The 12,949-nt window shown below is 29.5% G+C and carries 10 protein-coding genes; all 10 read left to right on the forward strand.

Annotated features, from left to right (window positions below; all coding sequences use genetic code 11):
* Window positions 1-264: 264 nt before the first annotated feature.
* The 10 genes from CSPA_RS13565 (at window position 265) to CSPA_RS13610 (ending at window position 12,851) form a co-directional block, all read left to right on the forward strand.
* Window positions 265-1,236 (forward strand): CPBP family intramembrane glutamic endopeptidase, encoded by a 972-nt coding sequence (locus CSPA_RS13565; RefSeq protein ID WP_015392869.1) that lies wholly within the window; start codon window positions 265-267, stop codon window positions 1,234-1,236.
* A 224-nt stretch (window positions 1,237-1,460) separates the two neighbouring features.
* A complete protein-coding gene (locus CSPA_RS13570; protein ID WP_015392870.1) occupies window positions 1,461-2,624 on the forward strand; it encodes an ABC transporter substrate-binding protein in 1,164 nt (387 codons plus the stop codon).
* 306 nt (window positions 2,625-2,930) lie between these two features.
* Window positions 2,931-3,917, forward strand: coding sequence for a glycosyltransferase family 2 protein (locus tag CSPA_RS13575; RefSeq protein WP_015392871.1), 987 nt, complete (start codon window positions 2,931-2,933; stop codon window positions 3,915-3,917).
* A gap of 15 nt (window positions 3,918-3,932) precedes the next feature.
* Window positions 3,933-6,191: a glycosyltransferase family 39 protein gene (locus tag CSPA_RS13580; RefSeq protein ID WP_015392872.1), complete on the forward strand. Its 2,259-nt coding sequence runs from the start codon at window positions 3,933-3,935 to the stop codon at window positions 6,189-6,191.
* A 121-nt stretch (window positions 6,192-6,312) separates the two neighbouring features.
* Complete coding sequence (locus CSPA_RS13585) at window positions 6,313-7,968, forward strand: glycosyltransferase family 39 protein (RefSeq protein WP_015392873.1); 1,656 nt, start codon at window positions 6,313-6,315, stop codon at window positions 7,966-7,968.
* A gap of 94 nt (window positions 7,969-8,062) precedes the next feature.
* Window positions 8,063-8,500, forward strand: coding sequence for a hypothetical protein (locus CSPA_RS13590; protein WP_015392874.1), 438 nt, complete (start codon window positions 8,063-8,065; stop codon window positions 8,498-8,500).
* A gap of 221 nt (window positions 8,501-8,721) precedes the next feature.
* A complete protein-coding gene (locus CSPA_RS13595) occupies window positions 8,722-9,438 on the forward strand; it encodes an SDR family oxidoreductase (RefSeq protein WP_015392875.1) in 717 nt (238 codons plus the stop codon).
* A 217-nt stretch (window positions 9,439-9,655) separates the two neighbouring features.
* Window positions 9,656-11,071 (forward strand): TldD/PmbA family protein, encoded by a 1,416-nt coding sequence (locus tag CSPA_RS13600; protein WP_015392876.1) that lies wholly within the window; start codon window positions 9,656-9,658, stop codon window positions 11,069-11,071.
* Window positions 11,071-12,375, forward strand: coding sequence for a metallopeptidase TldD-related protein (locus tag CSPA_RS13605; RefSeq protein ID WP_015392877.1), 1,305 nt, complete (start codon window positions 11,071-11,073; stop codon window positions 12,373-12,375). The genes CSPA_RS13600 and CSPA_RS13605 overlap by 1 nt, the downstream gene beginning before the upstream one ends.
* Window positions 12,376-12,380: 5 nt before the next feature.
* Window positions 12,381-12,851, forward strand: coding sequence for a hypothetical protein (locus CSPA_RS13610; protein ID WP_015392878.1), 471 nt, complete (start codon window positions 12,381-12,383; stop codon window positions 12,849-12,851).
* Window positions 12,852-12,949 lie beyond the last annotated feature (98 nt).

The raw sequence follows: 12,949 nt of genomic DNA on the forward strand, positions 1-12,949 counted from the left end.
TATAGTAATTAACAATCTTCAATTATAAATTGGCAGGAAACCATTTGGTAATTTATTCGATCTGTATGTATAGTTATAATTAGAACTTACATATTATAAGTTAGTAAGTATACTTAATTCAAATAGTAACTTGTAAAATTATTAGGTACAGTTTATAATTAAGCGTGTTTTACTTGGTAAATTATAAGGATATTTTAAGTATTTACTAAGCATTTTTATAATATAATGTACTTATAAATAAATGATAGAAGTGGAGTTACATAAATGGATTATAATGATGAAACTAAAATGAGGAAGAAGTTGATTAAGAGAGATTTTAATAAACTTGGATTAACTATATTAATGAATGAGCTTATAGCAAATGTCGTAATATTTATTTGTGTTGTGATTATCTTTATAGGAAAAATTTTAGTGAATCCTAATATATCACAAGATGGAATGTTAGATGTATTAAAAGATGGTCGATACAGTGGAACTTTAAGCATAATTGGAGTTGTTATAGCTTTTATTCCATTTTTAATTTATCGAGGGAAAACTTTCTTTCAGCATGACTTAAGAGTGGAAAATAAGAAGTTTAATTTGAAAATAGTATTAGTTTCAGCAGTTGTTTTATTATCCCTAAACAGTTTTTTAGGAATATTCGCAAGTTTATTAGAGAGCCTATTGAATTTATTTGGACTAAGTGCTAATTTCGCCTTGGAACAATTAGAATCTTTGAATGATTTTGCAATTCCAATGGTTATTTATACTTGTTTGGTAGCACCTATTTTTGAAGAGTTTATATATAGAGGTGCAATTCTTAGAAGTCTTGAAAAGTATGGAAAGAAATTTGCTATTATGGTTTCTGCATTGTTATTTGGAATGATGCATGGTAACTTTTATCAAATTTTTATGGCAATGGGAGTAGGGTTGATTTTAGGATATCTAGCAACAGAATACTCAATTAAATTAACAATTATATTACATATAATAAATAATGTTTCTGTACAAGCATTAACAATATTATCTCCTAAATTAGGAGATAATATTGTTAATATATTTGATATTTCCTTTTTAGTTATAGCAATAATAATTTTAATAGCAGTAATAATTAGAAAGCGAAAATCAGTTAAGGAATGGTTACTAAATAATAGTTTAGAAAAAGGTCTTATGGTGAAGTTTTTTACATCTATATTAATAGTAATAGTACTTTTGATTGATATTTTTGAAGTAATAAGCGGTATCGGCAAACTGTAGTATCTTGTAGAAACACAAATGTCCTTCTATTGTTGACATATATGGTCAGATAAGATAATATTAAAATTGTTGTTATTGGTTAAATAAACTAAGTAATAACAGGGTACTTAAGTAATTAATTAATGTGGATGATTAATTTTAAGTACAAAAAGCAATGGCAGTACATTATAATTTTGGCTATTTATAATGTACATAAATTAATCTTATACTAGGGGGACATACTTATGAAGAAAAGAATAACTTTGCTTTTGGCATTAGTTATGACAACTACGTTTGCTTTGACAAGTTGTGCAACAAAGGCTAATACAAAAGTAAACGTAGATAGCGATGTCATAAAAATTGGTGTCTTTGAACCAATGACAGGCGCTAATGCAGCAGGGGGAGAGCTTGAAGCAGAGGGAGCTAAACTTGCTAATAAAATTTATCCAACGGTTCTAGGGAAAAAAGTAGAATTGGTTTTTGCAGACAATAAGTCTGATAAAGTTGAGGCAGCTAGCGCAGCGGCAAACCTTATTGAGCAGGAACATGTTAATGCTATCATAGGAAGCTATGGAAGTGGATTATCTATGTCAGCAGGGGATATTGTACAGGAAGCTAAAATACCAGCAGTAGGAGTTACGTGTACTAATCCGTTAGTAACTGCAGGTAATGATTATTATTTTAGAGTTTGCTTTATTGATCCTTTCCAAGGAACTGTAATGGCAAAATATGCAGCAAATAAATTAAAAGCTAAAAAAGTTGCAATTCTTCAAGAAGTATCAAGTGACTATTCAGTTGGTATTTGTAAATTCTTTACGGATGAATTTAAAAAACTTACAGGGGATAATAATTCAATTGTAGCTAAAGCTAATTATACTACAGGGGATCAGGATTTTACTGCCCAACTTACAAATATAAAAGGCAGTAATCCAGATGTTATTTTTGCTCCAGGTAATTTTACTGAAGGAGCTATGCTAATTAAGCAGGCAAGACAACTTGGTATTACAGCACCTATAATTGGTGGAGATACTTGGGAAACACCAGAGTTCTTAGATATAGGTAAAGAAGATGTAGAGGGAACAGTATTTTCAACTTTTTTTTCAAGTGAAACACCTATAACTAATGAATCAAAGGTTTTCCTTGATGAATACAGGAAAGAATATAATAAGGAACCAGCAGCGGCTACAGCATTAGGATATGATGCATATATAGTGATTTTAGATGCAATTAAAAGAGCAGATTCAGCTGATCCAGTGAAAATTAGGGATGAAATAGCAAAAACTAAAAACTTTCCAGGTGCAGCTGGAGTAATAACTATAGATGAAAATAATAATGCAGTAAAGGATGCGGTTTTAAAAATAGTTAAAGATGGTAAGTTCACTTATCTAGATACAATAAAGCCAGAATAAAAATTAAATTAGTATAATGAGCAAAAAATCTCCAATTAGTTTTTAAGAAATTAATTGGAGATTTTTTTGTTCATGAAATTAAGAAAAATTAAGATGAAAGGTAAAACTTCAACCAAAATTATTCATCATTTATTATGTATGTATTTAATTATTTATATATGTACTTATTGGTGAAGAATTACTAAAGTGTATACAATTTGTGATTTTACTGTAACAAAGTTGTGACAATTTACAGTTAAAATACAAATATAGATTAAAGGAAATATAGATCAAAATAATTAAAATAGAAATTTTGAGGTGATGAAAATGAATAGTAAAATAATTTATTCAATTATAGTACCTTTATATAATGAAGAATTAGTTTTAAATGAAAGTTATAGAAGATTAAAAGAAGTTATGGTTTCAACAAAGGAAAATTATGAAATTGTTTTTGTAAATGATGGAAGTAAGGATAAGACCAAAGTTATGGCTGAGGAAATATGCGCTTCTGATGATAGTGTGAAGCTTATAAATTTTTCTAGAAATTTTGGTCATCAAGCAGCTATTACTGCAGGTATGGATTTGGCATTAGGAGATGCTATTATTGTAATTGATGCAGATCTTCAAGATCCTCCTGAAGTTATGCTTGAAATGATTAAAAAGTGGAAAGAAGGCTACGAAGTAGTTTATGGAAAAAGAATCAAAAGAGAAGGAGAAACTTTCTTTAAGAAATTTACAGCTAAAATGTATTATAGAGTGCTTAAAAGCATGACTAGTGTAGATATTCCTGTAGATACAGGTGACTTTAGACTTATTGATAGAAAAGTTTGCGATGCATTAATAGCGCTTCCAGAGAAAAATAGATATGTAAGAGGACTTGTAAGCTGGGTTGGATATAAGCAAACTTATGTAGAATTTGTAAGACAGGAGAGATTTGCAGGAGAAACTAAGTATCCTTTTAAAAAGATGATAAAATTAGCCTTCGATGGTATAACTTCTCTATCCTATAAACCACTTGTAATAGCGGGACATTTTGGTATATTAGCTTTTATTGCAGGAATAATTTTGATGTTTACTGATATAATAAAAGACTTATTTAATAAGAGTGGCTTTGTAAATTTCACTCTTATGATATCAATAAATATGATGATGTTTGGTGTAACCTTAGGATGTATAGGAATAATGGGTCAATATATTGGAAGAATTTTTGATGAAAGTAAAGGAAGACCTATTTATATAATTGATAGTACAAAAAATTATAACAATACAAGTAAAAAATATAAAGTAATTAACTTAGAACATAAAATTCTGTAGATGGGGGAGTTTAAGATGAAAGGGTTAAGATTAACAAAAGAAAAAATTTGTATTTCCTTGATTTTAATATTATCAGGAATACTGAATTTTGCAAATATAGCTATAGAGGGATATGGAAACGGATATTATGCAGCTGGCGTAAAAAGTATGACAATGAATCTTAAAAATTTCTTTTTTGTTTCCTTTGATCCAGCAGGCTTTGTAACAATAGATAAACCGGCAATGGGTTTTTGGCTTCAAGCTATATCAGCTAAAATATTTGGCTTTAGTGGCTGGAGTATACTTTTGCCACAGGCATTAGCTGGAGTTATTTCAGTTTATTTATTATATTATTTAGTTAAAAAATCTTTTGGAATAACAGCTGGGTTAATTTCAGCTTTGTGTCTTACAGTGACTCCTGTATTTGTAGCTGCAAGCAGAAATAATACCATAGATAACTTATTGGTTGTAACTTTACTTTTTGCATGCATAGCGCTTACTAAGGCAGCTGAGGCAGGAAAAGCAAAATACCTTTATTTAAGTTTAGTACTTGTAGGTATTGGTTTTAATATAAAAATGTTAGAAGCATATATGATTGGTCCTGCTATATATATAACTTATCTCCTTTCTTCAAAAATCTCTTTTAAGAAGAAAATAGGGCAACTTATTATTGGGTCAATTATTTTAGTTGCTGTATCTTTATCTTGGGCTGTAATTGTAGATTTAACACCAGCACAAAACAGACCTTATGTGGGTAGCAGTACTAATAATAGTGAATTAGAGCTCATAATTGGCCACAACGGTTTGGAAAGACTTGGTTTAAAAAGCTTGCTAAATGGTAAATTTGCTAAGAGTACAAATAAGGATGTTGAAGATAAAAATGCTGAGGCTTCAAAAGCTTATACTGAAAATATAAAGAATAGTAATGATCAAATGGTTGAAAGAGAAAGAAATGTTAATGACCAAGATGATATGACAGTTGGGAGAATGAATGGTAATGGTCCAGGTGGATCTGAAAATGGTAATAATCAAGGAATTCCACCAAATGGAGGTCAAAGTAATGGAGGTAATATGCAGCCACCAAGTGGAGGTATGCCAGATGGAGGAAATCAAGGTGGTGGACCAGGAGGGCAAGGCGGAACTCGAGGAACTTTTGGCTCAGAAGTGAAAGCTGGCATTACAAGATTATTTGCTAAGAGCAGCTTATCAGATCAAATAATATGGTTTTTACCACTTGCAGTATTAGGTTTTATAGCAGGTTTAATAAAGGAAAAATTAAATTTCAAGTTAGATAATAAAAGAAAAATATCCCTTGTATTATGGATAACTTGGTTAGTACCTGAATTTATATATTTTAGTTTTACAACTGGATTATTTCATCCGTATTACTTAACCATGATGGCTCCACCAGCCGCAGCCTTAGCTGGAATTGGAATAACAACCATGTGGGAACTTTATAAAGAGCGTAGTTGGAAATCGGCAATATTACCAATAGCTTTTGCTGTAACAGGTGCAACTCATTTAATGATGCTGAATTATTTTTCAAGTAACTTATCAACTATTATTAGAAGTATAATCATAATAGCAGTTATATTATGTTTTGTAATATCTGTCCTATTAGCAGTACTAATTATTCTGAAAAAGAATGATAATGATAATAATAATTTAGTAACTAATAAAAAAATATATTTATCAAGAATACTAGTTGGAATTGGAACAATAAGTATTTTAGTTACACCATTTATAGGGTCAAGTGCAGCAATAACTCATAGTGTAAATAGCAGCATCCCAAGTGCAGGGTTAGAGCTTCTTTCAAATGGAAGTAAAGTAAGCCTTAATGGAACACCATTTGGCAGGAGCAATGGAATGGATAATTCAAAATTAATTAATTTTTTAAAAAGTAATAAGACAACAGAAAAATATTTACTAGTTGTTTCTTCTTCGCAAAGCGCTGATAACATTATAATACAAACAGGTGAATCTGTAATGGCTTTAGGGGGATTTTCTGGCTCTGATAAGACAATGACCTTGGAACAATTTAAGGAATTAGTTAAAAATGGAGAAGTAAGATACGTATTATCAGGAGGTAGAGGACCTGGTGGAAGTAATGAGATTATGAATTGGGTAACTGAAAATGGTAAGGTAGTTTTAGAAAGCGAGTATAAGGATACTGTAACCAACAATAACATGGAAGAGAATGATATAAATAAAGATACAAATTCAAAGAAACAAGGTTTTGGAGGAATGAACTCTGAACAATTATATGATCTTAAAGATGTAGCAGCTACTTTATAATCAGTTAGATTTAAAAATAGAAATAAGAGGCAAGTTTATTATAGTGGCTATATTAAGAAGCTATAATTATAAAGGCTTGCCTCTTATTTAAATATATTGGAGAGGAAAGGAAATTAAAAGGATGGATATAGGTAATTTAAAAAAGCAAATATTTAAAATAAGCTTAGTATTTATAGTATTATTATCTTTATTTACCTGTGTATATTCAATTCAACATTATAATGGAAGTAATACTATGGGGCAAAATGTTCAATTTAATATACAAGGGTTTAATAATACTACTGATATAAATATACCTGAGAATATGCCACCTTCAAAGGAAAGAGCAAATTCAAATGGAAATATTACAATGCAAAATGAAAATGGACAGCCTAGAGAAGGTAAGAGTAATGAGCAAGAGAAAAATGGAGAAAGACGTATGCAGCCTGGGAAGTTTGGCGAAAATATGCAAAAAGGTGCTGGAAATACAAAATATCTATTTGGTCTCAGTATTTATAGTATATCATTTTTAATATTATGCTTCGGACTTTATTATTTATTTAGACGTAAAAAATTAGAATTTGATTTTAAGAATGAAAAAATATTGATAATGACATTATTATTAGTAGGATTTTTATTAAGAATTTCAGCTTCAACACTTATGGATGGATATAGTGGCGATATTAATTTATTTAAAAACTGGGCTATGACTGCCGCTAATGGTCTTTCAACTTTTTATTCAAGCGCAAGACAGGCAGATTATCCACCTCTATATATTTATGTTTTAGGATTAGTGGGGAAAATTGCTAATATCACAATGCTTAATTCGTATTATGTATTGCTACTTAAAATACCAGCTATAGCTGCAGATGTTATTACCGCCTTTATTATATATAAACTTGCAAAGAATTATTTGAATTCTGCTATCAGCATTTTTTTAGCTGCATTTTATATTTTTAATCCTGCAGTTTTTATAGATTCAACGTTTTGGGGACAAGTAGATTCATTTTTTACTCTATTAATTTTTATTGCAACTTATTTATTACATGAAAAGAAATATGCTTTTTCTTCTTCAATGTTTGCAGCTTCTATACTTATGAAACCACAAGGAATTATATTTCTTCCAATTTTATTTTTTGAGTTAGTAAGGCAAAGTAAGATAAAGAATTTTATGTTTTCAGCCTTGGCAGCCTTGGTAACTATATTAGTTATTATTATTCCATTTTCGATAAATCAACAAAATCCATTATGGATTGTAAGTTTGTATACAAAAACAATATCAGAATATCCCTATGCTTCTGTAAATGCTTTTAATTTTTTTAGCTTAATTGGCGGGAACTATAAAAGTTATAATACAAATTTGTTTATAGTTAATTATCATACCTTAGGAATGTTGTTTATTGTTATAACAACTTTAATTGGATGGTTTGTTTATATTAAAGGAAATAACAGAAAATATGTTTCAGCAATAGCTTTGCTGCAAATTGCAGGTGTCTTTACTTTTTCCGTTGGAATGCATGAAAGATATTTATTTCCAGCAGTGGCCTTAGCGGTTTTATCTTACATATATTTAAAGGATAAACGATTTATGATATTGGCTATTGGCTTTAGTATTACGAGTTATATTAATATTTCAACAATCCTATTTAATTTAAAAGCTTCAATATTTAATAATCTTATGGGAATTACGTCTATATTAAATATTGTGCTTGTTGCATATTTGTTAAAAGTCCTTTTGGATAATGTGGTTGAGAAATTTTCACTTAAATATAAAAGAATTGAAAGTGAAGCAATATAAAAAATATAAAATTGAAATCAATTTTTAGAAGAGAGTAACTTATAAAATCCTGGGTATATTAATAACGTACTATTAAAAACAAAGGAGGAGAAATATGAGCAGTGCAACTATGACTATTTCAGCCAAGAAAAAATTGGAAAATAAAGATCATAATGCTATAATAACAAATTCTACTTCTGAAACTCTGATTGTATTTGGTCCTATAAGAGAAACAGAAGGAGGAAACTATGAAAACTCATGGTATGTTCTTCATCCAGGAAAAACTACCCCAGGAAATTGGCAATGTGATGGAATTTATGTACCTAAGGATAGAGAATTTAAACAAATGAATGGACAAATTACACAAGGACCAGTAGCTATAAAGTATGGCAGTTTAATACCTGTGACAATAACTCAAGCTGGAAAGCAGTACTCAGAAAAAGATCATCATAATGAAGGAATATTTCATTCAAATGAAATTAATTGGGATATACCAAATTTTACAGCAGAGTATTGTCAAAACATAAGTATGGAAAAATATCAAATTCCATAAGCTTTTAGTGAGTATATATACCTGAACTTAAAAATCTGTGTATTATCATTATTATAATACATGGATTTTTTTATTTATCACCCATTACTTCTTAAATAAATTAAAATATTTAGGAGTTTAATTAATTAGAACTTATATATTTAATAAATATATGATATAGTTTACATAGCGATGTAAGTAATTTAGACATTGGTTTTTGACTAGTTGAAGGAGGTACAATTATGAATTTTTGGCAAAACAAATGTGTTATTGTAACAGGAGGAACTTCTGGCCTTGGTAGAAGCTTGGTTTTGAAGCTTATAGAAGCAGGAGCAAAAGTAGCTTTTTGCGGTAGGTCAAAAGATAAGATGGAAGAAGTTCTAAATGAAATTAATCCTGACCTTAGGGATAACATATATAATGATATTTTTGAAATTACAGAGGAAGATAAAATAATCACTTTTGTACAAAGTGCAGCAAATAAATTTGGAACAATAGATGTCTTGATTAATTGTGCAGGTGCAAATACAGCTAGAGCCCTTGTTGAAGAAATTAAAATAGAAGACATGGATTGGATGCTGAAAGTAAATATGATGGCACCACTTATGTTTATAAAAGAAGCCTATAAATATATGAAGGAGAAAAAAGAAGGACTAGTTGTTAATATTCTTTCAACATGCTGCTTATTTTCTAATGAAGGAATCGCAGCCTATACAGCATCAAAAGGTGCATTGGATAGCTTGACTAAAGTGTTTAGAAAAGAAGCAAGAAGGAATAATGTTAGGGTTTGTTCTGTATATCCAGGAGGAATAAATACAGCTTTTAGAGCTCAAGCTAGAGAAGAATACTTAAGTGCAGAAAGTTCTGCTGAAACAATATTAAGATCATTAGATATAGATAAAAATGTAGCTTTGGATGAAATTGTTTTACGACCTTTTGTAGAATCAAATTATTGTTAATGATAAAAGTCATAATTGAAGTTTGCGTAGCAAAGATTAATTGTGGCTTTTGTTTTTTAGTGATAAAATAGTAAAACAAATCTAAAAGGCTTTTTCATATTAAAATTTCTATAATGTATTATATTTTACATAAATGGATATAAGTATAGGAAAAAAGTAAAAATATATGTATAATAGGAATGAATGAATAGTGATTAATTAAATAGGAGGCGATTTTGTGAAAGTAGTAAAATCAGAATTTTTGTCTAATAGCAAAGCTGTTGTAAGGAAGCTTATTAGCATGTTATCTGAAGAATATAAATATGTTTCAGTACTAGGAACTGATATTAAAGGAAAGAGTTACAGAGTTTCAAAAACGGGAATAGAAGTAAATGATTCATTTTTAGTTGAAAGAGGTTTTGTTGTAAGAATACATAATGGTGTAAATTATTCAGAGTACTCATTTAATAATATAAGTGATGATACTTTAGGTGCTATTGTTAAAGAAATTTCAACAAAGCTAAACAAAGTAATAAAAGATATTTCTGTTAATTCATATGACATTATTGAAGAAAAAGAAATAAAGGAAATCTTCATAGGTGAAATGAAAATAGATCCAGAAGAAGTTGGCTCAGAGGTAATTATAAAGACTCTATCAGAAATAAAAGATGCAGCTTTGGCTCATTCAGATTTAGTTGTAAATATTGATGCTATTTACAATACTTATCATATATCAAAACTTTTTATGTCTAATAAAAAAGACTTAGAACAATCTTATATGCTTGGAGAAGGTTATATATTCTCTATAGCTAGAAAAGAAGAAAAAACTAAGTATTACTTTAAACCTTTCTCAGGCTTAAAAGGCTTCGAAATACTTGATGAACTTAAAGCGGAATATAAGAATGTTGTTGAAACAAGCATAAAGTTATTAGATGCTAAAAATGTTCAACCAGGAGAATATGAAGTTATTTGTGCTCCAGATGTTGCTGGATTAATAGCTCATGAGGCCTTTGGACATGGAGTGGAAATGGATATGTTTGTTAAGGATAGAGCAAAAGGGGCAGAATTTATAGGAAAGCAAGTTGCATCTAAGATTACAACTATGCATGATGGAGCAACAGCTGCTAATCATATGTCTTCATATCTTTTTGATGACGAAGGAACAATAGGAACAGACACTGTAGTTATAGAAAATGGTATTTTAAAAGCTGGTATTTCAGATATATTATCAGCAATCAAACTTGGAACAACTCCAACTGGGAATGGTAAGAGACAATCTTTTGAAAGAAAAGCATATGCAAGAATGACAAATACCTTTTTTTCACCAGGAAATGATAAACTTGAAGATATGATTGCATCAGTTAAAGATGGATATCTTCTTGAAGGTTCATATAGTGGTATGGAAGATCCAAAGAGCTGGGGAATACAATGTATAGCATCTTTTGGAAGAGAAATTAAAGATGGTAAACTTACTGGTAATATAATAGCGCCTGTGGTGATGACAGGATATGTACCAGATTTATTAAATTCAATTTCAATGGTTTCAGAAACAGTTGAACTAGGTGGTTCTGGCTACTGTGGTAAAGGTTACAAAGAATTTGTAAAAACTTCCTGCGGTGGTCCATACATTAAAGCGAAAGTGAGGTTAGGTTAATGTTAGAAAAAATAAAACAAATTCTTACTGAAAATAAAGACGTTGATGGATATAAAATCATAGAAAATAAAGTTGAAGCAAATGAACTTTTCTTTATTAAGAAGAATGTTGATATGGATAGAGCTAAAGATGTTCAACATTTTAAGGTAACAGTTTATAAGGATATAGAAGAAAATGGTGAAAAATATAGGGGAGCAGCATCTACTAATATTCATCCAACAATGAGTACAGAAGAAATGGAAAAGGCAATAAATGATGCATTATTTGCAGCACAGTTTGCTAAAAATCCTTATTACCCATTGGTAAAACATTCTACAAAATATAAAACAGTTGAAGCAGGTAAATTTTCAACAGAAACTTTACCTTATTGGATCAATGAAGTTACAAAAGCAACTTATAAAAAGGACAACTATGAAAAAGGTGGAATAAATTCTTGTGAAATCTTTTTAAATAAAGTATACACCCATGTGGTAAATTCAGAAGGTGTAGATGTTGAAGCAATTAATTACGAATGTATGGTTGAGTTGGTAGCCACTTGGAAGGAAACTGGCGAGGAAGTTGAATTGTATAGATGTCTTAATTTTTCAGAATTAGATTCAGACGAAATAGCTCGTGAAGTAGAAGATATGATTAATATATGTAAAGAAAAAGCAATTGCAAAGAGTACTCCTAATCTTGAAAAGGCTACTGTATTATTTACTGGTGAAGCCGTAAAAGAATTATTTAGTTTTTACTATACAAAAAGTAATGCAATTTCAGTTTATAAAAATGAATCAACATGGAAAATTGGCGATAAGATTCAAGGAGAAGAAGCTCAAGGTGATCTTATAACAATGACTGTAGATCCATTCTTAAAGAATTCAACTCATTCAGGAAGCTTTGATGAAGATGGCTTTCCATTAGAACCAGCAGCAATAATAGAAAATGGTGAGTTAAAGAGATATATTTCTAACAATAGATATGCACATTATTTACAAGTAGAGCCTACAGGAAATATTAGTAACATAGTAATAAGTGGTGGAAGCCAAAGTGTTGATGAATTAAGAAAAGAGCCACATATTGAAGTTGCAGTATTTTCAGATTTTACTATGAATGATGTGACTGGTGATTTTTGTGGAGAAATAAGATTAGCACGATATTTTGATGGTAAAAACACAATTCCTGTAACTAGCGGTTCTATCTCTGGAAATATAAATGAATTACATAAGCATATGTATTTATCTAAAGAAATTGAACAAGATAATAGTTTTATGGGTCCTAAGGGTGTTAAGCTGTTAAACGTAACAGTTGCTGGAATTGAATAAACTGCATGAGAATATCAAGAATAATTGCATTTATAATGATTTTTTTGTTGTCAAGTATATCTTTACTTGTTTATTTTCTTTATCCTAAAAGTGGCACTGCCGATAGTTTTTTGTTAAAAGATATAAATAAGGATTCAATAACAAGAATTAGACTTTATGAATACAATCTTGAAGAGGCTAGAGAAATTCAAGATAAAGCTAAGATTCAAGAGTTTCTATCACAACTAAGTAAATTAAACTTGGAAGAATGTAGTGACAATATTTCAGTAAATCATAAGGATGTATATGATATAATTCTTTCTAACAAGAACGGATATCTATCTAAAGATGGAACTGAAAAAATTTCAGAGTTGCAAATCTCTTTATATAATACAGGTTATATTGTTTGGGATAGAGAAGGAACTCTTAAATCAAAATATTTTAAAATTAAAGAGCTTCAAGAAGTACAGAAATTAAAAGAATTAATTTCAAATTAAAGATATAATCAAAGCTTGCAACGTCAGTTATTTTATTTGACGTTGTAAGCTTTATTTTTTCATTTGTGACCATATTGTAACAATAATATATTATAATT

It is taken from the genome of Clostridium saccharoperbutylacetonicum N1-4(HMT), from assembly GCF_000340885.1.
Taxonomy (GTDB): Bacteria; Bacillota; Clostridia; order Clostridiales; family Clostridiaceae; genus Clostridium; species Clostridium saccharoperbutylacetonicum.

Bases quoted from the DNA above. Each gene is read 5' to 3' on its own strand.
- CSPA_RS13605 (WP_015392877.1), top strand. From the start codon at position 11,071: ATGTTAGAAAAAATAAAACAAATTCTTACTGAAAATAAAGACGTTGAT.
- CSPA_RS13595 (WP_015392875.1), top strand. From the start codon at position 8,722: ATGAATTTTTGGCAAAACAAATGTGTTATTGTAACAGGAGGAACTTCT.
- CSPA_RS13590 (WP_015392874.1), top strand. From the start codon at position 8,063: ATGAGCAGTGCAACTATGACTATTTCAGCCAAGAAAAAATTGGAAAAT.
- CSPA_RS13585 (WP_015392873.1), top strand. From the start codon at position 6,313: ATGGATATAGGTAATTTAAAAAAGCAAATATTTAAAATAAGCTTAGTA.
- CSPA_RS13580 (WP_015392872.1), top strand. From the start codon at position 3,933: ATGAAAGGGTTAAGATTAACAAAAGAAAAAATTTGTATTTCCTTGATT.
- CSPA_RS13565 (WP_015392869.1), top strand. From the start codon at position 265: ATGGATTATAATGATGAAACTAAAATGAGGAAGAAGTTGATTAAGAGA.
- CSPA_RS13575 (WP_015392871.1), top strand. From the start codon at position 2,931: ATGAATAGTAAAATAATTTATTCAATTATAGTACCTTTATATAATGAA.
- CSPA_RS13570 (WP_015392870.1), top strand. From the start codon at position 1,461: ATGAAGAAAAGAATAACTTTGCTTTTGGCATTAGTTATGACAACTACG.
- CSPA_RS13610 (WP_015392878.1), top strand. From the start codon at position 12,381: ATGAGAATATCAAGAATAATTGCATTTATAATGATTTTTTTGTTGTCA.